General features: G+C 71.9%; 21 protein-coding genes. 13 read left to right on the forward strand and 8 right to left on the reverse strand.

Going from position 1 to position 24,706, the window contains the following annotated elements:
- The first annotated feature begins 27 nt into the window (after positions 1-27).
- The gene (locus ACQEWB_RS29450) at positions 28-1,731 is read left to right on the forward strand and encodes a cell division protein PerM (protein WP_432836193.1); all 1,704 of its coding nucleotides are present in this window, start codon (positions 28-30) and stop codon (positions 1,729-1,731) included.
- Positions 1,732-1,753: 22 nt separating this feature from the next.
- Here the strand turns inward: ACQEWB_RS29450 and ACQEWB_RS29455 are convergent, their stop codons facing one another.
- Positions 1,754-2,539, reverse strand: a complete 786-nt coding sequence (locus ACQEWB_RS29455; protein WP_432836195.1) for a hypothetical protein — start codon at positions 2,537-2,539, stop codon at positions 1,754-1,756.
- A 285-nt stretch (positions 2,540-2,824) separates the two neighbouring features.
- Between ACQEWB_RS29455 and purN the strand changes: the two genes are divergently transcribed.
- On the forward strand, positions 2,825-3,454 hold the full coding sequence (gene purN, locus ACQEWB_RS29460; RefSeq protein ID WP_432836197.1) for a phosphoribosylglycinamide formyltransferase: 630 nt from the start codon (positions 2,825-2,827) through the stop codon (positions 3,452-3,454).
- Positions 3,451-5,016 carry a bifunctional phosphoribosylaminoimidazolecarboxamide formyltransferase/IMP cyclohydrolase gene (purH, locus tag ACQEWB_RS29465; protein WP_432836200.1) on the forward strand — a complete coding sequence of 522 codons (1,566 nt, stop codon included), beginning with the start codon at positions 3,451-3,453 and terminating at the stop codon, positions 5,014-5,016. The genes purN and purH overlap by 4 nt, the downstream gene beginning before the upstream one ends.
- An 88-nt stretch (positions 5,017-5,104) precedes the next feature.
- On the opposite strand, the gene ACQEWB_RS29470 is transcribed toward purH, so the two are convergent.
- The 4 genes from ACQEWB_RS29470 to ACQEWB_RS29485 form a co-directional block, all read right to left on the reverse strand.
- Positions 5,105-6,844, reverse strand: a complete 1,740-nt coding sequence (locus ACQEWB_RS29470; protein ID WP_432836202.1) for a protein kinase domain-containing protein — start codon at positions 6,842-6,844, stop codon at positions 5,105-5,107.
- Positions 6,845-7,098: 254 nt separating this feature from the next.
- Positions 7,099-8,622: a protein kinase domain-containing protein gene (locus ACQEWB_RS29475; protein ID WP_432836204.1), complete on the reverse strand. Its 1,524-nt coding sequence runs from the start codon at positions 8,620-8,622 to the stop codon at positions 7,099-7,101.
- A complete protein-coding gene (locus tag ACQEWB_RS29480; protein WP_432836206.1) occupies positions 8,619-9,383 on the reverse strand; it encodes an FHA domain-containing protein in 765 nt (254 codons plus the stop codon). The genes ACQEWB_RS29475 and ACQEWB_RS29480 overlap by 4 nt, the downstream gene beginning before the upstream one ends.
- A 128-nt stretch (positions 9,384-9,511) precedes the next feature.
- Entirely contained in the window at positions 9,512-10,228 is a 717-nt protein-coding gene (locus tag ACQEWB_RS29485; protein ID WP_432836208.1) for an RDD family protein, read from the reverse strand.
- Between the two features lie 245 nt (positions 10,229-10,473).
- Between ACQEWB_RS29485 and ACQEWB_RS29490 the strand changes: the two genes are divergently transcribed.
- The 6 genes from ACQEWB_RS29490 to ACQEWB_RS29515 all read left to right on the forward strand — a co-directional run bounded on the left by ACQEWB_RS29490 (position 10,474) and on the right by ACQEWB_RS29515 (position 16,633).
- Entirely contained in the window at positions 10,474-11,328 is an 855-nt protein-coding gene (locus ACQEWB_RS29490) for a bifunctional methylenetetrahydrofolate dehydrogenase/methenyltetrahydrofolate cyclohydrolase (protein ID WP_432836210.1), read from the forward strand.
- A complete protein-coding gene (locus tag ACQEWB_RS29495) occupies positions 11,318-11,917 on the forward strand; it encodes a DUF3017 domain-containing protein (protein ID WP_432836212.1) in 600 nt (199 codons plus the stop codon). Before ACQEWB_RS29490 ends, ACQEWB_RS29495 begins: the two co-directional genes overlap by 11 nt.
- A gap of 209 nt (positions 11,918-12,126) precedes the next feature.
- Complete coding sequence (locus tag ACQEWB_RS29500; RefSeq protein WP_432836214.1) at positions 12,127-12,591, forward strand: helix-turn-helix domain-containing protein; 465 nt, start codon at positions 12,127-12,129, stop codon at positions 12,589-12,591.
- 238 nt (positions 12,592-12,829) lie between these two features.
- Positions 12,830-14,086: a DUF2690 domain-containing protein gene (locus ACQEWB_RS29505; protein WP_432836216.1), complete on the forward strand. Its 1,257-nt coding sequence runs from the start codon at positions 12,830-12,832 to the stop codon at positions 14,084-14,086.
- A gap of 341 nt (positions 14,087-14,427) precedes the next feature.
- Entirely contained in the window at positions 14,428-15,417 is a 990-nt protein-coding gene (locus ACQEWB_RS29510; protein ID WP_432836218.1) for a malate dehydrogenase, read from the forward strand.
- A gap of 169 nt (positions 15,418-15,586) precedes the next feature.
- Positions 15,587-16,633, forward strand: a complete 1,047-nt coding sequence (locus tag ACQEWB_RS29515) for a hypothetical protein (protein WP_432836220.1) — start codon at positions 15,587-15,589, stop codon at positions 16,631-16,633.
- Between the two features lie 8 nt (positions 16,634-16,641).
- On the opposite strand, the gene ACQEWB_RS29520 is transcribed toward ACQEWB_RS29515, so the two are convergent.
- Complete coding sequence (locus ACQEWB_RS29520) at positions 16,642-17,337, reverse strand: siderophore-interacting protein (protein ID WP_432836222.1); 696 nt, start codon at positions 17,335-17,337, stop codon at positions 16,642-16,644.
- A 220-nt stretch (positions 17,338-17,557) separates the two neighbouring features.
- On the reverse strand, positions 17,558-18,472 hold the full coding sequence (locus ACQEWB_RS29525; protein ID WP_432836224.1) for a GNAT family N-acetyltransferase: 915 nt from the start codon (positions 18,470-18,472) through the stop codon (positions 17,558-17,560).
- A 140-nt stretch (positions 18,473-18,612) separates the two neighbouring features.
- Here ACQEWB_RS29525 and ACQEWB_RS29530 point away from each other — a divergent pair, with 140 nt between their 5' ends.
- The 3 genes from ACQEWB_RS29530 (at position 18,613) to ACQEWB_RS29540 (ending at position 22,138) form a co-directional block, all read left to right on the forward strand.
- The gene (locus ACQEWB_RS29530; RefSeq protein ID WP_432836226.1) at positions 18,613-20,391 is read left to right on the forward strand and encodes a hypothetical protein; all 1,779 of its coding nucleotides are present in this window, start codon (positions 18,613-18,615) and stop codon (positions 20,389-20,391) included.
- Positions 20,381-20,767, forward strand: a complete 387-nt coding sequence (locus tag ACQEWB_RS29535) for a hypothetical protein (protein WP_432836228.1) — start codon at positions 20,381-20,383, stop codon at positions 20,765-20,767. Before ACQEWB_RS29530 ends, ACQEWB_RS29535 begins: the two co-directional genes overlap by 11 nt.
- A gap of 729 nt (positions 20,768-21,496) precedes the next feature.
- Positions 21,497-22,138, forward strand: a complete 642-nt coding sequence (locus tag ACQEWB_RS29540; protein ID WP_432836230.1) for a hypothetical protein — start codon at positions 21,497-21,499, stop codon at positions 22,136-22,138.
- A gap of 12 nt (positions 22,139-22,150) precedes the next feature.
- On the opposite strand, the gene ACQEWB_RS29545 is transcribed toward ACQEWB_RS29540, so the two are convergent.
- Entirely contained in the window at positions 22,151-22,921 is a 771-nt protein-coding gene (locus ACQEWB_RS29545; protein ID WP_432836232.1) for a hypothetical protein, read from the reverse strand.
- A 226-nt stretch (positions 22,922-23,147) separates the two neighbouring features.
- Between ACQEWB_RS29545 and ACQEWB_RS29550 the strand changes: the two genes are divergently transcribed.
- On the forward strand, positions 23,148-24,677 hold the full coding sequence (locus ACQEWB_RS29550) for an aldehyde dehydrogenase family protein (protein ID WP_432836234.1): 1,530 nt from the start codon (positions 23,148-23,150) through the stop codon (positions 24,675-24,677).
- Positions 24,678-24,706: the final 29 nt, after the last annotated feature.

Here is a 24,706-nt window from a genome sequence, read left to right on the forward strand (position 1 = left end):
GACGAGAAAGCGCGTGTCGTTGGGAGCATGACGGTCGTGATCCAGATGACCGCTCGCCGATCGCCGTTGTCGTCCCTGCTCATCCGTCTGCGCGACCGATCGCCCGGACTGGCCGCCAGCCTTCTGGGTGGTGCGGTGGCCGCGGGTCTTGGGCTCGGGTCGTTCGCCGTGCTCGTGATGGTGCTGTGGATCAGTTCGCCGTATCCCGACAGCGGGCCCGGGGGCGCGCTGCATGTCGCGGCGGCACTCTGGCTCCTCGCGCACGGCGCCGAACTGATCCGCGCCGACACCCTCTCCGGCGTCCCCGCGCCGGTCGGCGTCACGCCGTTGCTGCTGCTCGCCCTCCCGGTGTGGCTGGTGCACCGGGCGGCGCGGGACGCGGTGGACGCGGGGGAGGAGGGCGCGTCGGGGTGGGCCGTGTGGTCCGGCGTCGTCCTCGGCTACCTCGGCGTGGGCACGGCGGCCGCGCTGTACGCGTCCGGGGGCGAGCTGCGGCCCGCGTGGGCGTGGACCGTGGTGTGCGTGCCGTTGCTGGTCATGGGGGCGGCGGGGGCGGGGGTCTGGACGGCGTACGGGTATCCGCGCGAGGCGCTGGACGGGGTCCTGCTCCTGCTGCCCGCGGGGGTACGGCGACTGGTCTTCGGAGCGGATGCCCGGGCCCGGTCGGGAGCGGCGGCGCGGGCCGCGCTCGCCGGGGTGACGGTGCTGGTCGGGGGCGGGGCGCTGCTGCTGGGGGCGGCACTGGCATGGCATGGCGGGGCGGCCCGCGCGTCCTTCCTCCAACTGACCGAGGGCCTGTCGGGCCGCTTCGCCGTCCTGCTGCTGTGCGTCGCGCTGGTGCCGAACGGGGCGGTGTGGGGGGCCTCGTACTCCCTGGGTCCGGGCTTCGCGCTGGGTACGGGGCATGTCGTCTGGCCGCTGAGCTCGGCGCCGGCGCCGTTGCTGCCACCGTTTCCGCTGCTGGCGGCGGTGCCGGACGCGGGGGACGGCGGGTGGCTGAACTGGGCTGCGGGGGTGGTGCCGTTGGCGGCCGGGGTGACGGTGGGGTGGTTCGTGGGGGCGGCGGCCGCGGGGGCAGGCCGGGAGACGGCTTGGGCACGTGGCCGCACCGCCCGGACTGCCGGGCTCGCGGCGCTGGTGTGTGCGGTCGGCGTCGGAGTTCTCGCGGCCCTGGCCGGTGGGCGGCTCGGGGGCGGGGCGCTCGCTCGGTTCGGGCCGGTGTGGTGGGAGACCGGGGGCGCGGCGTTGCTGTGGATCGCGGCGGTGGCTGTTCCGACTTCGCTGGGGCTCAGGGCGTGGAGGAGCCGGAGCCGGCGCGGCCGTGCGGATACGGAACAGGGGGCACCGAAGATCGCCGCGCCGAGGTCGGAGACAGCGACGTCGGAGGTGCCAGGGGTGCGTGGGATCCGGGCGGCGTGGTCGGGAGTCGGGGCCTGGCTCGGGATCCAGAAGGGCGCCGAGCCCGAACGCGCCGAGCCTGAGAGTGTGCTGCCCGAAGCGGCGAACGGCACGCCCCTGGTGCCTTACAACGAGGACGAGGGATACGACTTCCTGCCCACCGACCTCGCACCGGAGCCCCTGCACGCGGCCCCCTGGTACGACGACGCCTCCCGCGAGACCCGCTGGGCAGCGCTCAAAGAGGCGTCCGACAGGCCGGAGGCCTCGGAACCACCGGAAGCCCCGGAACGACCGGAGTCACCCGAGTCACCCGAGCCCACGAACCTGCCCTGACCCCCACCGGGGCCGACGCCCGTCAGCTGTTGGTCCCCAGCAACCCCCGCAGCTCCTTCGGCAGAAGCTGCGTACAGGACTGCTTCGCCTCGTTCGTCAGGGCGTCGTTCGTGCAGGTGTAGTAGTCGCTGTACACCATCTGCGCCGTGAAGGTCGCCGCCACCAGGGCGATCGCCAGGGTCGCCGTGACCAGGCCGCTGACCGCCGCCGTCGTCTGCGGGCGGGCCGAGGGGTCGTGGGTCGAAGTGCTGTTGTCGGGGGTGCGGGGCTTGGCGCGCAGGGCGCTGATGCCCCAGTAGAGGGCGAGCGCGCCGAGCAGCAGCGCCACGTACGGCCAGCTGAACAGGGCGAAGAAGAAGGCCCACATGCCGCACAGCAGCGCGTACCGCGCCCGGCGTTGGGCGGGGTCGGTCGGGTCCCAGCGCATGCCCTGCTCCGGGGGCGGACCGCCCGGGCCCTCGGGGCCGGTGTTCGGCCCGCCGGGTCGGCTGCCGAAGCCGCCGGGGGAGCGGCCGGGCTGGCGGTCGCTCCACTGAGTGCCCCAGGGCGTGCGGCGGTCGGAGCCCTCGTCGTCGTCACCGCCGCTCTCAGGCCGGCGCGGCTGCCAAGGCCGGTCCGGGGTGCCCTCCGGCGGCGGGGCGAAGGGGTTGTCCTCGCGGGTGTCGTCACCCTGCGCGTCGCCGGACCGCCGGTCCGAGGGCGCGTCCGGCGGCGAGGCCGGCCGCTCCCGCAGCAGCACGGCGTCCCGCTCCCCTCCCTGCGCCGGGAGCGGGGGGAGCGTGAGGAGTCGCAGGCTGCGGTCCGGCATCAAGTGAGCGTCTTCCCCTTGGTGTACGACTGATCCGACAAGAGCTGTCACTTCGTGAACGCACCGCACGACAAGCACGTTCCCGAACCGGCTCCTCCCAGACGCTACCTTCCGGCCACGCCCCCGTCCCGTGGGGGCCGTCCCGTGTGCCGGTATCGTTGCTGACGGTCGGCCGCTTCGTAGACTTCCCCGTATCCCGGGGCGCGATGCATTCGTACGAATGCACAAGCGAATCGCCGTGCGAGCCGGCCGTACGGAATCGCTCCCCCGAGAAAGGGCCCCACCGTGGCCGCCAAGCCCGTGGTCAAGCGCCTCGTCGTGCTGGTCTCCGGATCCGGTACCAACCTTCAGGCGCTCCTCGACGAGATCGAGGCCACCGGTACCGAGGCCTACGGCGCCGAGATCGTGGCGGTCGGGGCGGACCGCGAGGGCATCGAGGGGCTCGCCCGCGCTGAGCGCGCCGGTCTCCCCACCTTCGTCCGCAAGGTCAAGGACTACGAGACCCGCGACGAATGGGACGCCGCCCTCGCCGAGGCCGTCTCCGGCCACGAACCCGACCTCGTCGTCTCCGCGGGGTTCATGAAGATCGTGGGCAAGGAGTTCCTGGCTCGCTTCGGCGGGCGGTTCGTGAACACGCACCCTGCCCTCCTCCCCAGTTTTCCGGGAGCCCACGGCGTACGTGACGCACTCGCGTACGGCGCCAGGGTCACCGGCTGCACCGTCCACTTCGTCGACGACGGCGTCGACACCGGACCGATCATCGCTCAGGGCGTGGTGGAGGTCCGGAACGAGGACGACGAGAGCGCTCTGCACGAGCGCATCAAGGAAGTCGAGCGAAGGCTGCTCGTCGATGTCGTGGGGCGCCTCGCCCGCAACGGCTATCGCATCGAGGGACGAAAGGTAGTTATCCAGTGACCGCCGAGAGCAACAAGAGGCCGATCCGCCGGGCGCTCGTCAGTGTCTACGACAAGACCGGGCTCGAGGAGCTCGCGCGCGGCCTGCACGAGGCCGGTGTCGAGCTCGTCTCCACCGGCTCCACGGCCGGCCGGATCGCCGCCGCCGGCGTCCCCGTCACCAAGGTCGAGGAGCTCACCGGCTTCCCCGAGTGCCTGGACGGCCGGGTCAAGACCCTGCACCCGCGCGTGCACGCCGGCATCCTCGCCGACCTGCGCCTGGAGAGCCACCGCGAGCAGCTGGCCGAGCTGGGCATCGAGCCCTTCGACCTCGTCGTCGTCAACCTCTACCCGTTCCGCGAGACCGTCGCCTCCGGTGCGTCCGCCGATGAGTGCGTCGAGCAGATCGACATCGGCGGTCCGTCGATGGTCCGCGCCGCCGCCAAGAACCACCCCTCGGTCGCGGTCGTCACCAGCCCGGAGCGGTACGCCGACGTCCTGGCCGCGGTCGAGGACGGCGGCTTCGACCTCGCCACCCGCAAGCGCCTCGCGGCCGAGGCCTTCCGGCACACCGCCGAGTACGACATCGCGGTGTCGAGCTGGTTCGCGAGCACCTACGCCCCCGCCGACGACTCGCAGTTCCCCGAGTTCATCGCCGCCGCGCTGGAGCGCAAGAGCACCCTCCGCTACGGCGAGAACCCGCACCAGCCCGCCGCGCTCTACGTCGACGGCACGGGTACCGGTCTCGCCGAGGCCGAGCAGCTGCACGGCAAGGAGATGTCGTACAACAACTACACGGACACGGACGCCGCCCGCCGTGCCGCGTACGACCACGACGAGCCCTGCGTCGCGATCATCAAGCACGCCAACCCCTGTGGCATCGCGGTCGGTTCGGATGTCGCGGAGGCGCACCGCAAGGCGCACGCCTGTGACCCGCTGTCGGCGTTCGGTGGCGTGATCGCGGTCAACCGCCCGGTGTCGAAGGAGATGGCGGAGCAGGTCGCCGAGATCTTCACCGAGGTCATCGTCGCGCCCGACTACGAGGACGGCGCCCTCGAAGCCCTTGCCAAGAAGAAGAACATCCGTGTGCTGAAGGCCCCGGCCGCGCCCTCGCACCCCGCCGAGGTGAAGCCCATCGACGGCGGCGCCCTCCTCCAGGTCACCGACCGCCTCCAGGCGGACGGCGACGACCCGGCGAACTGGACGCTGGCGACGGGCGAGGCGCTGAGCGCGGACGAGCTGAAGGACCTGGCCTTCGCCTGGCGCGCCTGCCGTGCCGTCAAGTCCAACGCGATCCTCCTCGCCAAGGACGGCGCCTCGGTCGGCGTGGGCATGGGCCAGGTCAACCGCGTCGACTCCGCGAAGCTGGCGGTGGAACGGGCCGGTGCCGAGCGCGCGCAGGGCTCCTACGCCGCCTCCGACGCCTTCTTCCCCTTCCCCGACGGCCTGGAGATCCTCACCGAGGCCGGCATCAAGGCGGTCGCCCAGCCGGGCGGCTCGGTCCGCGACGAGCTGGTGGTCGAGGCCGCGAAGAAGGCGGGCGTGACGATGTACTTCACGGGGACGCGGCACTTCTTCCACTAGCCGTGAACGGCACGCCGGTGCTGATCCCCTCTTCCGCCCGTACGCGGTTCGCCCCGCGTACGGGCGGTTCTTTGCCGGTGAAGCGTCCCTAGGTCGAACTGCGCAATGCGGCCCACGTGTTGGGACCGACCTGGCCGTCGACCTCCAGGCCCTTGTCGGTCTGGAAGCTTCGTACCGCCGCGTCCGTGTTCTTGCCGAACTCCCCGTCCACTCCCGAACTGCCCACGCTGTAGCCGCGCTTGGTCAGCATGCACTGCACCTGTACGACTCGCTGGCCCCGGTCGCCGAGTTGGGTGAGTTCGGTGCCGGAGTAGGTGGTGCACTCCGTCAGCCATGGCGGATTCGCCGGGGCGGGAGTCGTCTTCGAGGCGGTCGGCGTCGGCGTGCCGGGTGCCTTGGAGGTGGGGTGCGGGGTGGGGCTTGGGCCGGGGGTGCCTTGCGTGCCGTTGTCGGAAGAGGAATCGGACGGGGTGGCTGAGGCGGTCGAGTTCCGCTTCCCCTTCCCCTTCTCACTCGCAGTCCCCTTCTCATTCGGCTTGGAGGGCGAGGGGGACTGACCGGACGCGTCGCCGGACGCACTGGTCGTGGTGGCGATCGTGCCTGCGTGTGCGTCGGAGGACGACGGGCGGGTGAGGAGGAAGGTGGTCGCGGCCACCGCGCACACCGCGAGTACGGCGGCGAGGGCGGCGTACGACTTCCTGCGGCGCCGGGCCGGTGCGGCAGGCATCTGCGTCGGCGTCGGTATCGGCTGGGACGGCGTGGGCGGGATCACCGGTGGTGGCCCGAACCCGGGCGGTCCGAACCCCGGCGGTCCGAACCCCGGCCCCGCCGCCGGATACAGCACCCGCTCGGTCGGCGTCCGCTCGCCCGGCAGGGAGCCCGGCAGGGAGGCCTCCCGCAGTACCTCGTACGCCTGTTGCCGGGCCAGGAGGCGGCTGCCCAGCGGCTCCTGCCAGGACGCGGCCCGCGGGTGGGTGGCGGCGGCGTCGACGAGGTCCTGTGGGCCGGGGCGCAGTGCGGGGTCCTTGTCGAGGCAGGCTGTCAGTAGTGCGGCCAGGGTGGGGTCGACGGCCGCCACGTCGGCCATGACCTCGGCGTTCGGTTGCTCGGAGGCCACGCGGTGCAGGACGTCCATGCCGGTGCCGTCGCCGAACGGGGCGTGCCCGGTGAGCGCGTGGACGACCGTGCTCGCGCAGCAGAACACGTCCGACGCCGTGTCGCAGCGACCGTCCCTGAGGTACTCCGGGGACATGAAGGCAGGGGTGCCGACCCGGCTGCCGGTGGTCGTGATCGCGCTGGCGTCCACCGCCTGCGCGATGCCGAAGTCGATGACGTGCGCGCCTTGGTGGGTGAGCAGCACGTTGGAGGGTTTGAGGTCCCGGTGCACGATCCCCACGGCGGCCAGCGCGCCCAGGGCCCGGCCGAGATCGGCCACCAGCCGCCACGCCCCGGCCGGTTCCAGCACGCCGCACTCGCGCACGGCGTCCGCCAGGTTGAGCCCCGGCAGATACGCGGTCGCCATCCACAGCAAGTCGTTCTCTGTCTCGAACCCCGTGCCGAACAACTCCGGCGTGTACGGCGCGCCCACGCGCGCGTGGACGGTCGCCTCGCGTTCGAACCGTCGCCGGAAGCGCGGGTCCTCGGCGAGTTCGGGCCGGACGACCTTCACCGCGGCGAGTCCGGGCGTCCCGTCGCCGTGCCGCGCCAGGTACACCCGCCCCATGCCACCGCTGCCGAGCAGCCCCAACGGCACGTACGGTCCGATGCGCACCGGATCGGTCGGCCGCAGCGGCCTCGCACACGTCTCGGCGAGGGCGGCGTCTGGCATGTGTCCCCCGGGCGTGTTCTCTCTCGGCCTCGACAACTCGACCTTGGTCTCGGTCACCCCAACGGGCCCTGTGGCACCTCTGGTTGACGAGAGACTACCGGGTTTCCGCACCGCCCCTCAGGGGAAGCCGACCCGGGATCACGCCGTAGCGCGAGCGGCCTCCGGCCCTCCCCCGAGGGAGCCGGAGACCGCCCGCTCTCCGGTTCCCACCCTCCCGGCACCGCCCGCCGCCCGGTACCTGGGAAGTCTCAGGGTCACGTCCCGTCGGGCGGGGTGTACTCCTTGAGGTAGTGGGCGACGCGGGCGCAGTAGGCGCGGTAGTTCGGGGGGACTCCGCCCGCCGCGTTCACTTTCTTGTACGACGTCCGGTACGAGGCGGCGAGCAGCACGCGGCGGTCGCCCGGCAGGGAGGTCTTCAGACGGGGTTCCATGAAGCACAGGTAGCGGCTCATGGCCGGGATGGACTGGGCGGGGGTCAGTGGTGGGGCAGGGGTCGCCGACGCGGGGATGCCGTCCGCCCGGATCCACCAGCGCAGCACCGCCGGTGTCCAGCGGGCGATGCCGTACTCCTGCTTGCCGGGGTCGGAGAGGTCCGGGTCGAAGTCGCTCTCCGACTTGAGCATCGCGGCGAGCAGCGCCGGGCTGACCTCCCGCTGGAGGCACTCGTGCGCGGAGTCGACGATCAGGCGGCGGTACTGCACGGGAACCCCTTTGTCGGTACGGAGTTCGGTCGCGCCGTAGGTCGCGGGCGAGCTGCCGGTGCCGCCCGGGTCCGCCCGGTTGCTGATGCCGTAGCCGAGCGCCGCCACGGCGACGGTGGCGGCTGCCGCGGACAGGATCGACGAGCGGCGGGAGCGCGGGCGCCGGAGCAGGCGGCGGGGCAGCCGGGGTGAGCGGCCCGTGCCGGCCGCCGCCTCGACGCGGCTCAGCAGCGCGTCCGTGCCGATCCGGTCGGCGTGTGTGCGGGACAGGCACGAGCGGACGATCTCCCGCCAGGCATCCGGGAGTTGGGGAGACAGGCGCAGTTCCTCGGTGCCGCGCGCGTAGGCGGCGGCCGCGTCGCGCCGGGCCGTCGGGGTGCCGCCGGGGAGGGGGAAGGAGTCGGTGAGGACCAGGTGGGCGAGGACTCCGAAGGCCCATACGTCCGCCGACGGGCGGATCCGGCGGCCGCGTTCGCCGATCTCCGCCCACAGCAGCTCCGGCGGCGTGTAGTCGGGCGTGGAGAAGGCGGGCGTGTAGGCATGGGTGCCCTCCAGCTCCGCCGCCATGTTGAAGTCCGCGAGGCGCGCCGAACCGTCCTTCAGCAGCAGGACGTTGGCCGGTTTCAGGTCGCCGTGCACCCAGCCCGCGCGGTGCAGCTGCGCCAGGCCCGCGCAGATCTGCGCGAGCAGGGCGGGCCCGGCGGCGGGGCGGGGCGCCGCGTTCAGCAGGGCGGACAGGGACTTCTCCGCCTTCTCCAGTACGAGGACGGTGGCGCCGTCGAGGTCCGGGTGGGACGGGTCGTCGACGACGAGGGTGTCGTACATCCGGATCAGTCGTGGCTGCTTCAGCCGGCGGTGCAACTCGACCTCACGGTCGATGAGTTCGCGCAGGTGAGTCAGTCGGCGCGGGGTGCCCGTGCCGGTGGGCAGGAACTTCAGGGCCGCGGTGCGCGGGTCGCCCTCGGCGCGCCGCCCCTCGTAGACGCTGCCGAAGGCGCCCGTCGCGATCGGCTCCCGCACCTCCCAGTCGCCGACCCGGTAGCCCCTGGGGACCGGGACGGCGTACGGCTCGGTCACCGGGCCACCCGGCCGGAGCGGGCGGCCGCCAGGACCACCAGGTCGTCCTCCCGCACCAGGTCGAAGCGGAGCGCCAGCGAGACCAGGGACTCCTTCTTGCCGTTCAGGCGCGGGCCCTGGTCGGCCTCCTCCGGGCCGGGCTTGAGGCGCAGCTTCACCGCCAGGTAGTCGATGTTCCACTGCACCGAAGTGCGGGAGGCGGCGGGCCAGCCCGGGCGCAGCCGGTCGACGACCTGGTCGACCGTGGGCAGCGGCGCGTGCGGTTCGCCGCGCAGCCGGGGCTCGCACAGGGCGGCAAGGACCGCGAAGTAGCGCTTGGTGCGGTCGACCGAGAAGGCGGGCGCGGTCGTACCGCCGACAGCGTTGTCGGCGTCGCTGCCCGGGTCCGTGTGGAGGTAGTCGTGGCGTGGCGCCCACACCTCGATCGCCAGCAGGTCGCCGGCCGCGGGCAGCACGATCCGCGAGAACTCGAAGGGGACTGGGGCGTCGATCCGGCCCGGCCCGACCTTGATGTGCTCGCCGGCGCCCTCCGGGTTCTCGACGACGTACGTCTGCTCCCGGCTGAGGTTGCTGAGTATCCAGAACGCGCCCTGCGCGGTGATCTCACCGGCTCTTCGGGAGACCCCGTCGTGCGCGATCGCAAGGTCGACGTCGGGCGCCGAGCGTCCGAAGGTCAGCCGTTCGCCGGGGGCGAGCCGGAAGCGGGTGCGGTCGGTGTCGTCCTCCGGGGTCGGCGGAGGTACCACGATGATGCTGTACAAGGTGCGTCTCCCCGTGCCTGACAGCTACCCACGTCAGACTAGGGCGACGCACCAGGGCCGTGTCCCCCTCGGAAGGGTGAGACACGGCCCTCGGCATTTATTGGCGCGAACTGTTCCGTCGGTTCCGGTCAGTTCTGGATGACCATCGTGCTCGCGGCCTTGTCGTGCCAGCCCTGCTGGCGGCCCGACTTGTCCCAGAACGGGGACAGGTAGACGAGGAGCGAGCCGATGCCGCAGGCGAGGGCGCCGACCTGCGGGATGACCCAGCGGATGAACGACGAGCCCAGGCCCGGCTTCTGGCCGGTGTCGGCCTTCACCACGCGGACGCCGACCGCCATCTTGCCCAGGGTCGCGCCCATCAGGCCGACCATCAGCCACTCGTAGAGCAGGCTGAGGAGGATGAGGGCGCCGAACACGGCGCCGAACTTCGCGGCGAAGTCCGAGCCCGCGTTGTTCACGCAGGTCTGGTAGTCGGGGGAGTTCACGTCGCAGTCGTTGACCGAGTTCACCGCGCCCGCGATGCCGGCGAAGGTCAGGACGAAGTAGACGACGCTGAGGATCAGGCCGTCGATGACCCGGGCGCCGAAACGGCGGCCCATCGAGGCGAGGTTGGGCACCGGGCCACCGGGGTAGCCGCCGCCCTGGGGGTAGCCGTAACCCTGCTGCGGGTAGCCGGGCTGCTGCTGGGGATAGCCGTAACCCTGCTGCGGCGGGACGCCCTGCGGGGCCTGCGGGTAGCCGTAGCCGGGCTGACCGGGCTGGCCGCCGGGCTGCTGCGGGTAGCCGTAACCCTGCTGGGGGTTCTGCGGCTGCTGACCGTACGGGTTGTTGGGGCCGAAACTCATGGCCGGTCTTCCTCCGTTGCGCTGCGGGGACGATGCGGATTGCGCGGAGGAATCACACGATGTGAGCGGTTTTGCCCCCCGAACACGAACCGCGATACTGCGCCGTTCATCGTTCTTCACGCCCGAGTGGCTTGTCCAGACGGATTTCGCATGTGTTGTGCAAGTGCAACCTGGCTGATCATGGACGTGCGCGGGGGTGGTACCCGGATTGGAACCGGGGGGCGGTCATCCGCGAGGATGGGGCCATGACCGCCCAGATTCTCGATGGCAAGGCCACCGCAGCCGCGATCAAGTCCGATCTGACCGCCCGCGTGGCGGCGCTGAAGGAGAAGGGCGTCTCGCCCGGCCTCGGCACGATCCTCGTCGGGAACGACCCCGGCAGCCAGAAGTACGTCGCCGGCAAGCACCGCGACTGCGCCGAGGTGGGCATCGCGTCCATCCAGCGCGAACTGCCCGACACCGCCACCCAGGAGGAGATCGAGGCGGTCGTCCGGGAGCTGAACGAGGACCCGGCGTGCACCGGTTACATCGTCCAGTTGCCGCTGCCCAAGGGCATCGACGAGAACCGCATCCTGGAGCTGATGGACCCGGACAAGGACGCGGACGGACTGCACCCGATGAACCTCGGGCGGCTGGTCCTCAACGAGCCCGCCCCCCTGCCCTGCACCCCGAACGGCGTCCTCACCCTCCTCCGCCGGTACGGCGTCGAGATCAAGGGCGCGGAGGTGGTGGTCGTCGGTCGTGGCGTGACCATCGGCCGCCCGATGCCCCTCCTGCTCACCCGCCGCAGCGAGAACGCGACCGTCACCCAGTGCCACACGGGCACCCGTGACCTCTCCTCCCACCTCAAGCGCGCGGACATCATCGTCGCCGCCGCCGGTGCCGCCCACCTGATCCGGCCCGAGGACGTCAAGCCGGGCGCGGCCGTCCTCGACGTCGGCGTCTCGCGCAGCGCCGAGGGCAAGATCGTGGGCGACGTCCACCCCGGGGTCGCCGAGGTGGCCGGCTGGATCTCCCCGAACCCCGGCGGTGTCGGCCCGATGACCCGCGCCCAGCTGCTCGTCAACGTGGTCGAGGCGGCGGAGCGCAGTGTCGGCTGAGCCCCGGGGCGACCGCCGGCCGGCCGAGCCGCAGGACCCCGAGACGCAGGTGGAGACGGCGATGCGCGAGGCGATCAGCGGGACCGGAGCCTCGCGCCCCGAGCCGGAGACCGAGGCCGAGGCTGAGGTCGAGGCTGAGGCCGAGGAGACCGTGCGGGACGCGATCAGCGCTCCTGATGCCGAGGGGCACCCGCGGCGGGCGACCCGGCGCTTTCCGCTGTTCACGCGGGACACCGCGCGGCCCGAGGGCGGTGGCAGGGCCGCGCCCGGTGACGCTCCGGCGCCCGCGCGGCAGTGGCCGATCCTCGTCGTGCTCGGGCTGGCCGCCCTCGGTCTGCTGCTGACCGCGCTCGACCTCTTCCGGGTCGGCTGCCTGCTGGTCGGCGTCGCCCTGCTGGTCGGTGGGGTGATGCGCTGGGTACTGCCGAGCGTCGGCATGCTCGCCGTGCGCTCCCGCTTCACCGACATCGCCACCTACGGCGTCCTCGGCCTGGCGATCGTCCTGATGGCGCTGATGGTGCAGCCCAACCCGTGGCTGCAGATCCCGTTCCTCAAGGACACCCTGCACTTCACGGTGAGCAGCGGCTGACCGCGCCACGCAACCTTTCACGACGACGGCCCGTCCTCTCCCCCGAGCAAGGACGGGCCGTCGCCAGAACCACCCTCCTGCACGGTGAACCGCCTGTTCAACGCCTGTCAGCGCGCTGTGGCACGGAGGTGACCGTTCCGCAACGCGGGAACCATCGACGGGCCGGCGTCGTCACCTGCTCAGAACCGGAGCGATGCTGGAGGTGTGTCATGGGCGGCTGGCAGCCGCTGCCGGACGATCTGTCGCCGGAGGTGCGGAACTTCGTGGAGCAGCTGCGGCTCCTGAAGGACCGCACGGGGCTCAGCCTCGTCTCCCTCGGCGCCAGGACGGCGTACAGCAAGTCCTCCTGGCACCGCTATCTCAACGGCACCCAGCCGCCGCCCCGGCAGGCCGTCGCCGCCCTGTGCCGGATCGCCGGCCTCGACGGCGCGGACGCCGAGCGCTACGCCGTGCGCTGGGAACTCGCCGTCCAGGCCTGGCCCCGCCCGCCGAAACCCGCGGACGAGGAGGGCCGCTCCGGCGACTACGAGGACGACCCGACGCTGCCGTGGTGGGACACCCCGGAGGAGGAGCAGAAGGGCCGCGGACCGGGCGGACGACTGCTGCTCTACGCCGTCCTCCTGCTCCTCCTCATGCTGCTCGTCGCGGTCGTCGGAGCTGTCGTGCTTGGGTGAGTTGCTGATGAGGTGAGATGAATGCGCCCGTGACGGGTGGGGTTGTCCGTGTGTGGCTGCGGTGTCGATGTATTGGCAAGTTTGCGGATCTGATACGGGGTTGTTCGAAGCGGGGGCTAGCGTGACGAGTCCGACAGGGGATGCACCCGTGCGCCCCTGCCCAGGGAGCTGAGATCCTTGCCCAGGGGGAAGAGGCGAGGAAGACCAGCACCGAACCGGGGGGAAGAGGGGGGAAGCAATGCCTCGTTGGAGGGCCTTGCCGGACGAACTCGATCCGCAGGTCAGGGAGTTCGCGAGCCAGCTGCGGCGGCTCGTGGACCGCAGTGGCCTGAGCATCGCGTCGGTGGCCGACCGAACGGGATACAGCAAGACGTCCTGGGAGCGGTATCTGAACGGCCGGCTGCTCGCGCCCAAGGGTGCGATCGTCGCGCTGGCCGAGGTGACGGGCACCAACCCGATCCATCTCACGACCATGTGGGAGCTCGCCGAACGTGCCTGGAGCAAGTCGGAGATGCGCCACGACATGACCATGGAGGCCATCCGGATCTCCCAGGCGCGCGCCGCGCTCGGGGAGTTCGGGGCGCCGGTGCCTCCGGTCAACGCCAAGGGCGGCAAGACGGCCCGCAGGTCCGGCAGCGCGACGGCGACGCCGGGGATCGCGGGACCGGCGGGGGTGGCGCCGACAGTGCCGCCGCAGCCGGTGACGCCGGACCGCCGGGAGCCGGAGGACGCGGTGCCGGACGCCCGCCCGGCCGAGAGCGGAGCCGGGGCTTCCGCCTCCGCGGAGGCGTCCGCGGCAAACTCCTGGCGGCTGGCCGGCTACAAGGGGCCGTCGCAGAGCGGCGGACGCGCGCCTGTCGTCGGCACCACTCCGCCCGGAGTGGCACAGCCGCAGGCGCCCGCGCCGGGCGGTCCCGGCTGGAGCCCGGGCATGCCGAGCCCGTACGGCGAACCCCCGCAGGGGCCGCGCCCCGGCGGCGGGTCCCCGGGCGGTGGCAACGGCCGGCGGCGGCTGACGATGTTCCTCGCGGGCGTCGTCGGCGTACTGGTCGTCATGGCGGCCGTGTTCTTCCTGACCGACAACGGCGGCGGCAAGAAGAACGAGGGCGGCAAGGCCTCGCCCTCGCCCTCGGTCAGCTCCGTCGAGCTGCCGGCCGGCGTGAAGTGCAGCGGCGACTCCTGCACCGGCAAGGACGCGGAGGCCATGGGCTGCACCAAGGACACGGCGGCGGTGACGACCGCCAAGACCGCGGTCGTCGGCACGACCACCGTCGAGGTCCGCTACAGCAAGACGTGCGGTGCCGCGTGGGGCCGTATCACCGCGGCCGCGCAGGGCGACTCCGTGCAGGTCACCGCGGGCAAGGCCAAGGAGAGCGACAGCATCACCGAGGCCGGGGACAACATCGCGTACACGCCGATGGTCGCCGTGAAGGACGCGGGCGAGGCGAAGGCGTGCGCGACGCTGGCGTCCGGGACGAAGGGCTGCACCCCGTAGCAGCGCGGTGAGAGAAGGGGGCGGCCGCCCGTCGTCCGGGAGAGGAGAGACCGAGGCGGCCGCCGCTGGGGGTACCGACCGTGCCGGACTCCCGTGGGGGTACGGTTCGCGTGCCCGGGATGGGGGCGGCCATGCGTGCCGCCCCACGTTTTTTCCGCGGCCCCTGACACGGTGGTCCACTCTGTGGGGTGGGCCACACGGACCCGGCCGTCCGGGATTCCGGATGCGCGATAGCCTGAGCGACGGATCTCTCTTGATACCAAGAGATCGATCATTTGTACGTCCGCAGTCCGCACCCCTGGGCAAGGACGCCCACCGCCAGCTGTCATACGGAGAACGCCATGACCCGCACTCCCGTGAACGTCACCGTCACCGGCGCGGCCGGCCAGATCGGTTACGCCCTCCTCTTCCGCATCGCCTCCGGCCAGCTGCTCGGCGCGGACGTGCCGGTCAAGCTGCGTCTCCTGGAGATCACGCCCGCGCTGAAGGCCGCCGAGGGCACGGCCATGGAGCTGGACGACTGCGCGTTCCCGCTGCTCCAGGGCATCGACATCACGGACGACCCGAACGTCGCCTTCGACGGCACCAACGTCGCCCTCCTGGTCGGCGCCCGCCCCCGCACCAAGGGCATGGAGCGCGGTGACCTGCTCTCCGCCAACGGCGGCATCTTCAAGCCGCAGGGCAAGGCCATCAACGACAACGCCGCGGACGACATCAAGGTCCTGGTCGTCGGCAACCCGGCCAACACCAACGCGCTGATCGCGCAGGCCGCCGCCCCGGACGTACCGGCCGAGCGCTTCACCGCGATGACCCGCCTCGACCACAACCGCGCGCTGACCCAGCTCGCGAAGAAGACGGGCACCACGGTCGCCGACATCAAGCGGCTCACCATCTGGGGCAACCACTCCGCCACCCAGTACCCGGACATCTTCCACGCCACGGTCGCCGGCAAGAACGCCGCCGAGACCGTGAACGACGAGAAGTGGCTGGCCGAGGAGTTCATCCCGACCGTCGCCAAGCGCGGCGCGGCGATCATCGAGGCCCGTGGCGCCTCCTCCGCGGCCTCCGCCGCCAACGCCGCCATCGACCACGTGTACACCTGGGTCAACGGCACGGCGGACGGCGACTGGACCTCCATGGGCATCCCGTCGGACGGCTCCTACGGCGTCCCGGAGGGCCTGATCTCCTCCTTCCCGGTCACCACCAAGGACGGCAAGTACGAGATCGTCCAGGGCCTGGACGTCAACGAGTTCTCCCGCGCCCGTATCGACGCGTCGGTGAAGGAGCTCGAGGAGGAGCGCGACGCGGTCCGCTCCCTCGGCCTCATCTGACGGCTCCCGTCCAGGAGTTCGACGACGGCTCGCCGTCCGCGGGTTCTCGACGGCTCTGTTACAGGAGTGCACGGGCCCTGTTCCGGTTTTCGACCGGAACAGGGCCCGTTCCCCTTTTCGCCGCTACCGTCTGAAGCGGTACCCGGTGGGGTTATTCGGGGGGTTCGTGATGAGTGCACGGGACAGGTACGACGCCGCTTCGGGCTCCGGTCCGGAGCGGGAGCCGAGCGAGGAGAGAGGCCGGGCCGCCTGGTCCGACGGCGAGTCGGGCTCCGCCCCGCCCTGGGCCTCGGCCCAGACGCAGACCGGAGGCGCGACACCCCCGCCGTGGGCGTCGGCCGAGACACAGACGGGCGGCACCACTCCGCCGCCATGGGCCGCGGCCCCCACCCAGACCGGTGGTACGCCGCCTCCGCCGCCCTGGGGGACGCCCCCGCCCGGCCATGCGTACCCGCCGCCGTACGCCTCGCCCGCGACACCGCCGTACACCCTGAGCCCGACCCCGCCGCCCCCGGCGCCCCGGCGCGGGGCGGGTCGGCTGCTGGCCGTGATCGCGCTCGTCGCCGTGGTCGGCGGGGGTGCGGGCGCTGGCACCTGGTATCTCGCCCGCGACCACGGCACCGGCAACGAGGCAGGTCCGACGACCAGTGCCAGTACGAGCGTGCAGACCTCGACGCCGCCCGGCTCGCCGCCTCCGACGACCCCGTCGGACACGCCGTCCGTGACCGTGTCGGCCTCGACGCTCGTCTCCCACTCCGCGGGCCCCGGCTACGAGACCGCCCAGGACCCCACCGGCTACCGCATCGACGTCCCTCAAGGCTGGAGCCGCCGCGAGAAGCAGGGCAAGCTCGCGCCGGTCGTCTTCTACGACTCGCCCGACGACGGCCGTCAGCTGCAGATCTTCGAGGTCACGGAGTCCACGCCGTACGACTCGCTGACCCTGGCGGAGACCGACCCCGGCTTCGGTTTCGCGAAGCTGCCCGGCTACCAGGTCGTCGAACGCGACCACGGCGACACCTGGGCCGAGCTCTCCTACCTCTACGACGACACGGACAAGGGCAGCCGCCAGGTCATCGACCACCGCTTCGAGGCCGCCGACGGCACGCTGTACGCGATCCGCTCCAGCGGCCCGGCGGCCCTGGATCCCGAGCAGGTGCGGGATCCGCTGCGGACCGCGGTGCGGTACTTCTGCCCGACGGGGGAGCAGTGCACGTAGGCGTTGTGTCACTCCAGGCCGCGCTTGCCCGGTGTCCAGAACGGCTTGGTGAGGACCGCGCGCCGGTCCCAGCCCGCCTCCCGGACGAGCAGCTGCTTCACCTGCTGGACGGTGCGTGCCTCGCCGGCGACGTAGGCGATCCCGCCGTCCGGCGCGGGAGGCAGCAGGCGGATCGCCTCGGGGAGTGAAGTGGCGCCCCGCGTCAGCCAGTTCAGGCGGTCGGCGTGCGGGAAGGGCAGGCGGTCGGCGGGGGACTCCGTTTCGACCCAGCCCGAGATCCGGGTCCCCGCCGGGAGTGCCGCGAGCATCGAACCGAAGGCCACCGAGGCCGTCTCCTCGCCGACGAAGACGTGCTGGGCGGCCTCCGGGCGGAGCGTGAACGACCCCTCCGGCCGCCCCAGCCGGACCCGCTCACCCACCTCGACCTCGCGGCCCCAACGGGCGCCAGGACCAGCCCCGTTGTGGTCCAGCACGCACAACTCGACGGCGCCGGAGGGGTCGTAGCGCCAGATCGAGTACGTCCGACGGGTCAGGCTGCCCGCGACCAGGACCCGCACCTGCTGGCCCGGGCGGACGGTCAGGCCGGCCAGTGAGTCGTCCTCGATGCGCAGCCGGCGCATCCGGGCGGCGATCGGCTCGGCCTCGGTGACGGTGCCGCGCAGCATGAGCAGGTCCAGGACCGGGGCCGGCAGGGTTGGAGGCATGGGGATGCTCCAGGTGAACTCGGGGACGGGCAGGGGTGGTTGGGCTCCCGCCGAAGGGTTCTGATGGGCGACCCGAACGCGATAGTACGCGTTTCCGGCTCGACGCGATAGTGCGCGATTTCGCGGTGTCGCGGTAGGTGTTCGCCGACTGGGGGTGCCAGGGGGAGTAGTCGGGCGGCTGCGGGTTCGTCGGTGGTTGCTCGCGCAGTTCCCCGCGCCCCTAACGGGGCGCGTTGTTGAGGTGTTTCTCGAACCAATGACCTGCGTAGATGTGCTCTGTGTAGGGCGGGATCTCCTTGTAGCCGGAGGCTCGGTACATCGCCTGGGCCTCGGTGAGGGTGGCGTGGGTGTCCAGGCGGACGACCGTGAGGCCCCGGGTGAGTGCCTCCTGCTCCAGCGTGTCGAGGAGGCGGCGGGCGAGCCCGAGCCGCCGGGCCTCCTGGGCCACCCATACGTGCTTGATCTCGCCCACCCCTTGCTCCAGCCGGCGCAGCGCTCCGCAGGCGACGGGGCGGCCCTCCTCGTACGCCACGAAGAACGCGCCCGCCGTGCCGGACACCTCCTCGGGGCTCACCAGGTCGGACTTGTCGAAGCCCTCGGGGAAGCGGGCGTCGATGTCGGTGGCGTAGGCGTCCAGGCAGGCTCGGGCGTCCGGGGCGGCGCCGTCCACGAGGTCGACGGTGATCGCGGCCAGGCGGAGCAGGCGCTGTGAGGTGGTCATCGCCTCGATGAGCCGGTCGCGCTGGGCGGGGGCGAGGGTGTCCAGGAGGCCGGCGGCGAGTGCGTCGGCCCGGCGGTTCTGTTCCTCGACCTCCATGCGGCCGGCCGGGGTCGGCTCGATCATGCGGAGGCGGTTGTCGTCGGGGTGGGCGCGGAGCCGGACCAGGCCCTGGGTCTCCAGCGCCTTGGCCATCCGGCTCAGATAACCCGCGTCCAGCCCGAGCCGACTCCTGAGCTCACGCAGGGACACCCCGCCCGGCTTCCCGGCGATCTCGAACAGCAGCCGGGCCTCGCCGAGCGGGCGGTCCTGGCCGAGGTAGTGGTCGTCGAGGGCGCCGATGCGGCGGGTGAAGTAGCGGTTGAAGCGACGGAGAGCGGCGACCTGCTCCGCCGGTACCGGCTTTTCGGGCTCCATAGTTCTTTGACTTTAGTCAAAGAAATCCGGGGAGTCCATCCCACGTCATTCCGGTTTCGCCCGCCCCACCCGTCGCTCTATGCTGATGGTTTGTCAACTGAACGTATGACAAGGGACTTTCCACGCATCGGGGGATTGGCGTGAGTACCGCATTCGTGCCTGAGCAACCGCAGTCGGCGACGCCCTCCGGGGCTCCGCCCGCCGCGCCGCCCGCGCCGCCGCACGCCAGTGAGGCCACTCGGCTGCTGTGCGCGGGTACCTATCTGGACTCCGGTTACCGCGACCGCGTCATCGAGGAGCTGCATCTCAACGAGCAGCGGATCGTGGCGCCCTCGCTCGGGTTCGACGCCGCCCGCGTTCTCGCCCACGCGCTGCGTGCCCGGCGTCAGGAGCTGCTCTGGGCCGGCGCGATCATCGGGCTGTGGGTGGTCGGCACGGCGCTCAGCGCGGGCCTCTTGCTGCTCTTCCTCGTGCCGGGCTTCTACCTCGCGCTCGCGCCCTGGATCAGGGGGCGCGCGGAGGAACCGCCCCTGTATCGCCGCTTCTTCGCGTTCCTGTTCCGCTGGGGCGGGCGGTTCTTCTTCACCTTCCTGTTCGTCGCCACCGTCATCGCCGCCTTCGGGGGCGGTTCGGACGGCAGTTCCGGGTACAGCAGTTCTTCGAGCGGCCCGTACGACCCCTACGATCCCTACTCCTCCGGGCCGGACAGCTTCAGTGACCTGGTGCCGGGGCCGAGCGACATCGCCGGCGCGGTCCGTCCCTGGCAGGCCTGGATCGCGCTCGTCGTGTTCGCGCTGATCGGCTGGTGCGTGCATGTGCAGCGCAACCAGTTCAGCCGCGCGCTGGCCGCCGAGCTCTCCGCCCAGCGCTTCCCGGACGCCGCCGGTGATCCCGCCGAGCACGCCGACAACGATCGTTTCCAGCGGCTGAAGCAGCGCATCCGGACCGAGCAGCACGCGCCGCTGGTCATGTACCACGAGGCGCGGCCGTTCTGCGGGGCCGGCGCGGCGTACGACACCTGGGTGCTCGCCGTCGAACTGCGGCCGGACGAGTTGCAGGAGCAGCAGCCGCTCAGCAACCGGGCGATCCTGGAGCGGGTCCGGCCGTTGCTCGAACAGCTGCGTATCCCGGCCGAGTTCGCGGGGCAGGGCGTGCGCGACCGGCTGCGGTGGCTGGAGATCGACGAGTGCGTGTTCCTGCCGGCCGAGGGGCTGCTCGGGCGCGAGCAGGCGCCGTACAACCAGCAGGCCTTCGAGGAGCACCGGGCGCGGGCCGTCGAGGAGGGTGCCGAGAAGCGGCGGCACTTCCTGCGCATCCGGGTCGGCGGCTGGGAGGAGGAGCTGGTCGTCACGGTCTTCGTGCGCATCCACACGCAGGGGCGGATGCTGATGCTGGAGATCGCTCCGCATGTGCTGACGCCGGTGCGGACGGATTTCAAGGACGCGGATCGTACGGCGCACCGGTTCCGGAACAACAACGCGCTGGGCAAGGCGGCGGGGGCGGCCACGCAGGTGCCGGCGTCGGCGGGGCGGGCGCTGGCCCAGCTCGGGCGGGGTGTCGTGTACGTGTGGCGGCTGCTGACCGGGGGGTATGCCGGGGCGCTGCCGGACGGGCCGTCCCTGTCCGTCCGTGAGCTGGGCTCGGTGACGGTCGGGTCGACGTTCCAGGAGATGGACGTACGGCGCTATCTCAAGAGCGTGCAGGACCGGGTGGCCAACGGGGTGCGGATCGCGCTCGCCGAATCCGGTTACGAGACCGGGGAGTTCGTCCAGAAGGTCGTCAACATCAGCAACGGTGATGTGAACATCGGGCGGATCGAGGGGTCCACCTTCGCGGTGGGCAGCCATGCGTCCGCCGCGTCCACCAATGTCTCGGACGGCCCGGGGCCGTCGAAGGGAGCCGCCGGCAATGGGCAGTGAAGCGACGGGCAGTGAGCCGGGCGTCAACATCGGGAACATCTCGGGGAACAACACGTTCGCCGTGGGCAGCCATGCCCGGGCCGAGAGTCATCACGTGCACCAGGGCGGTGGGCCGCAACTCGACGAGACGGCTCAGCAGTTGCTTGAGGCGGTGCGTGCGCTCCGGGCCGATCTCCAGGAGAAGGTGCGGAGCAGCGAGCAGACGGTCGCGCTGGACGCCGCGCTGGCCGAGACGGAGACGGAGATCACCACGACGGGCCAGGCGACCCCCACCCGCCGCGAACGCCTCCGCGAACTCCTCACCGACTCCCAGGCCCTGCTTACGGTCCTCGCTTCGGCGGGGGCGGTGGCGGGGTTGGTGGGGCTGCGGTTGTGAGTGGGGGGCTGGTTGGGGCCGTGAGTGGAGGGCGGACGGGGGTTGTGAAGGGGCGGGCCGGCCGGGCTGTGAGAGGGGTTCGATGAGCGCGGTGGGTGGTGGCGGTGAGCTGGGGAGATCGGTCGAGATGAGCGGGGGCGGGCGGTAGGGATGAGCGGGGGACCGAGGTACTGGAACGAGGACACCCAGCGCTGGGAGGACGGCGACGGCACGGGGAGCGTCCCGCTGACCGGGCCGACGCTTCCGGCGCCGGCGCGGCCGGGGTTCGAGCCGGCGGCGGGGGTGCCGGGGGCTTCGGTGGGCGCGGCTGCCGCGGGCTCGTCCGCCGGAGACCCTGTCTCGGCGGAGCCTCCGAAGCAGGCCGAGGGTTCGGCTTCCGGCCCTGCCGCCTCCCCTGACCCGGGTGGCTGGCCTGGTGGCGGCGGGGAGAGCGCCTGGCATGGGCCGGGGGCCGGCGGCACGGTGGTGGACGGCGGTCCTGGTTCTGGTCCTGGTGCTACTCCTACTCCTACTCCTGTTCCTGTTCCTGGGGCTTGGCCGTCGGCCGACCGCGCCTCCAGCGGCTGGTCGACCCCACCCCCCGCTCCCTCCACCCCCTGGTCCACCGGCTCCTCCTGGCCCCCCGTAGAGCAACCCACCGCGCCCGTCCCCACCACCACCGGGCTCAACCGGCGTCTCGTCTGGTCCGTAGTCGTCGGTGCCGCTGCCGTCGGCGTTGCCGTCAGTCTCGTGTTGACCTTCGTCGTCGGGAAGGACGGTGGCGACGACGGCAAGCGGGCTGTCGCGGCCAGCCCCTCCGTCGACGCCTCCTCGTCCGGCGTATCGCAGTCGCCCACCGTCGAGGACACCACCGTGCCCTCCCCTTCCGCCTCCGCTCCGCCTTCCGGGTACGAGCTGCACGACGACACCGAGGGGTTCCGGATCGCCGTGCCCGAGGGGTGGTCGCGCAACAGCGTGGCCTCGCAGCACGGGATCGCCGTGGTCAACTACCGCAGCCCCGACCGCGAGCACCGCCTTCAGATCTACCAGGTCTCCGAGGCCTCTCCCGCCGCCTCCTTCAGGCTGTATCTCTCCGACCAGGTGCCCAAGCCCCCGGGCTTCGAGAAGCTCGACCTCCAGACCCTGGACGACGGGCGGTTCACCGGCTCCCGACTGGAGTACATCGCCGACTCCCTCAACGGCGAGCCGGACATCGGCACCTGGCACGTCTACGACGAACGCTTCGTGGCCGCCGACGGCAACATCTACGCCATCGCCGCCTACGGCCCCGACTCCGACGGCAGCGGCGCCGAACTCGCCAACCTCACCACGGCGTTGGACTGGTTCTGCCCGCCGTACACGACCTGCGACGCGGACGCCGGTATCGATTGACACGACCGTGGCTCAGATGTTCTGCAACTCCTGCTGAAGCTTGCCGATGTCCACCGTCTCGTCCGGTGACGGCGTCTTCGACGGCACCGGTTTGTCGTAATCCGTGAAGGTCAGTGTCGTGTTGGTGCCGCCGCCCCGCTGCGTCGCCTCGACCAGCCGGTGCGGTTCGTCCGAAGTGACGTACAGAACCGCCTTCCTGCCGTCCTCCGTGCCCGTCAGCGGGATCACCTTCGTGCCCTCGACCGTCGTCTCCGCGCCCTTCTTCAGCGACTTGCCCTCCGTGGACGACCCGCGGTCGACCTCCTTCTGGAAGGCCCCGAGGTCGCAGGTGTCGGCCAGACCCTTCAGCATCGCGTCCTTCGTGGAGCCGTGGATGTAGCGGTTCTTGAACAGCTCGGCCACCGCGTCGCCCTGGCCGCCGGGGACCTGGGACTTCCAGAAGGCGGTGTCGGGCTTCATCCACACCTGCTCGCCGCGCTTGATCAGTTCGACGCTGCCGCCCTTGCCGGCCATCCGCAGTGTGCCGACGCAGTTGCCGTCCTGGTCGAGGGCCAGGTCCATCGAGGTCGGCTGGGTCCCGCTCGTCGACGTCCCCGCGCTGCGGTCCGTCAGCTTCAGATGGACCGACTTCGCGGCGAGGAGGTTCTTCTTCGCCTGCTGGGCGAGCTGCTGCGCGGAGAGGTCCCCGCCGTCGTCCGCCACCGCGAGCGCGGGCGTCAGCAGCAGGGCCGCGCCCGCCGCCGTACACACCAGTGCTCCGCGCCTCGGTGCTCTGCCGGCCATGGCGTCACCTCCGTGGTGCTCCGTGGTGCGCGTTACCCCCGAGCGTCACCCCCGCGCCCACCAGCGTACGGTTCGCCCTATTTGCCCGCATGTTCAGTGACGCGGCGCACTTTCGGACATGGATTGCGCATGCAACGCGGGGCGAGGGGCAGGCGCTCACGGTCCTCGTGAGTGACATCCGTGTCACTCAGGGGAACTGAACAGGAACGGAAGGCAAGTGCGGATCATGTCGGACAGAGCGGAAACCCAGGGACTGGACGCGCAGGCGACCATCCACGTGGCCGGGGAGTGGCGGGACGCCGTCGCCGGTGCCACGCGCGAGATCATCGACCCCGCGGACGGCCTGGCCTTCGCCCTGGTCGCGGAGGGTGACGAGAAGGACACGGACCTGGCGGTCGCCGCCGCCCGCCGGGCCTTCGACGACGGCGACTGGCCGCACACTCCGGCCGCCGAGCGCGCCGCCCTGCTGCGCCGGGTCGCCGATCTGCTCGTACGCGACCGCGAACGGCTCGGCGCGCTGGAGAGCCGCGACGCCGGCAAGACCCTCGAAGAGGGCCGCGTCGACATCGACTGCGTCGCCGACGCCTTCCGCTACTTCGCCGACCTGGTCGCCGGAGAGGCCCCGGGGCGGGTCGTCGACGCGGGCTCGACCGACATCCACAGCGTCGTCGTACACGAACCGGTGGGGGTGTGCGCGCTGATCACCCCCTGGAACTACCCCCTCCTCCAGGCCAGTTGGAAGATCGCCCCGGCCCTCGCGGCCGGCAACACCTTCGTGATCAAGCCCAGCGAGATCACGCCGCTCACCACCGTCGCCCTGATCGACCTGCTCGCCGAGGCCGGCCTGCCGACCGGCGTCGCCGGCGTCGTCACCGGCCCCGGCCACACGGTCGGCGCGCGGCTCGCCGAGCACCCCGACGTCGACCTGGTCTCCTTCACCGGCGGCCTGGTCAGCGGCACCAAGGTCGCCCAGGCCGCCGCGCCCACCGTCAAGAAGGTCGCCCTCGAACTCGGCGGCAAGAACCCCAACGTCGTCTTCGCCGACGCCTGCGCCACGGACGAGGGCTTCGACACCGCCGTCGACCAGGCCCTCAACGCCGCCTTCATCCACAGCGGCCAGGTCTGCTCGGCGGGCGCCCGCCTCATCGTCGAGGAGACGGTCCGCGAGCGCTTCGTCGCCGAACTCGCCCGCCGGGCCGCGCGGATCCGCCTCGGCCGCGGCAACGCCGACGGCGTCGAGTGCGGCCCGCTCGTCTCCGAGCAGCAGCGCGCCAAGGTCGAGGCGTACGTCGACTCCGCGCTGGCCGAGGGCGCGGTGCTGCGCGCCGGCGGCCGCCGTCCGGAGCCGTCCGCGGACCGGCCCGCCACCGGCTACTTCTTCGAGCCCACGGTCCTCGACCAGTGCCATCGCGAGATGAGGGTCGTACGGGAAGAGGTCTTCGGGCCTGTCCTGACCGTGGAGACCTTCCGGACCGAGGACGAGGCCGTCGCGCTCGCCAACGACACCGAGTACGGGCTGGCAGGCGCCGTCTGGACCACCGACCCCGGCCGCGCCCGCCGAGTCGCCGGCCGCCTGCGCCACGGCACGGTCTGGATCAACGACTTCCACCCCTACCTCCCCCAGGCGGAGTGGGGCGGCTTCGGCAAGAGCGGGGTGGGCCGTGAGCTGGGGCCCGCGGGCCTGGCCGAGTACCGGGAGACGAAGCACGTCTACCAGAACCTGGCGCCGAAGCCGGTCCGCTGGTTCGCGGGCTGAGCCTTCTGAACTTTCGCTCGTACCAAGCT

The sequence above is a fragment of the Streptomyces sp. CA-249302 genome (assembly GCF_050936785.1).
Lineage (GTDB): Bacteria > Actinomycetota > Actinomycetes > Streptomycetales > Streptomycetaceae > Streptomyces.

What these genes read in the sequence shown, in the direction of transcription:
- ACQEWB_RS29510 (WP_432836218.1), top strand. Translation starts at nt 14,428, where the DNA reads ATGACCCGCACTCCCGTGAACGTCACCGTCACCGGCGCGGCCGGCCAG.
- ACQEWB_RS29490 (WP_432836210.1), top strand. Translation starts at nt 10,474, where the DNA reads ATGACCGCCCAGATTCTCGATGGCAAGGCCACCGCAGCCGCGATCAAG.
- ACQEWB_RS29470 (WP_432836202.1), bottom strand. Translation starts at nt 6,844, where the DNA reads ATGCCAGACGCCGCCCTCGCCGAGACGTGTGCGAGGCCGCTGCGGCCG.
- ACQEWB_RS29525 (WP_432836224.1), bottom strand. Translation starts at nt 18,472, where the DNA reads ATGGAGCCCGAAAAGCCGGTACCGGCGGAGCAGGTCGCCGCTCTCCGT.
- ACQEWB_RS29505 (WP_432836216.1), top strand. Translation starts at nt 12,830, where the DNA reads ATGCCTCGTTGGAGGGCCTTGCCGGACGAACTCGATCCGCAGGTCAGG.
- ACQEWB_RS29515 (WP_432836220.1), top strand. Translation starts at nt 15,587, where the DNA reads ATGAGTGCACGGGACAGGTACGACGCCGCTTCGGGCTCCGGTCCGGAG.
- ACQEWB_RS29520 (WP_432836222.1), bottom strand. Translation starts at nt 17,337, where the DNA reads ATGCCTCCAACCCTGCCGGCCCCGGTCCTGGACCTGCTCATGCTGCGC.
- ACQEWB_RS29535 (WP_432836228.1), top strand. Translation starts at nt 20,381, where the DNA reads ATGGGCAGTGAAGCGACGGGCAGTGAGCCGGGCGTCAACATCGGGAAC.
- ACQEWB_RS29485 (WP_432836208.1), bottom strand. Translation starts at nt 10,228, where the DNA reads ATGAGTTTCGGCCCCAACAACCCGTACGGTCAGCAGCCGCAGAACCCC.
- ACQEWB_RS29550 (WP_432836234.1), top strand. Translation starts at nt 23,148, where the DNA reads ATGTCGGACAGAGCGGAAACCCAGGGACTGGACGCGCAGGCGACCATC.
- ACQEWB_RS29450 (WP_432836193.1), top strand. Translation starts at nt 28, where the DNA reads ATGACGGTCGTGATCCAGATGACCGCTCGCCGATCGCCGTTGTCGTCC.
- ACQEWB_RS29545 (WP_432836232.1), bottom strand. Translation starts at nt 22,921, where the DNA reads ATGGCCGGCAGAGCACCGAGGCGCGGAGCACTGGTGTGTACGGCGGCG.
- ACQEWB_RS29455 (WP_432836195.1), bottom strand. Translation starts at nt 2,539, where the DNA reads ATGCCGGACCGCAGCCTGCGACTCCTCACGCTCCCCCCGCTCCCGGCG.
- ACQEWB_RS29500 (WP_432836214.1), top strand. Translation starts at nt 12,127, where the DNA reads ATGGGCGGCTGGCAGCCGCTGCCGGACGATCTGTCGCCGGAGGTGCGG.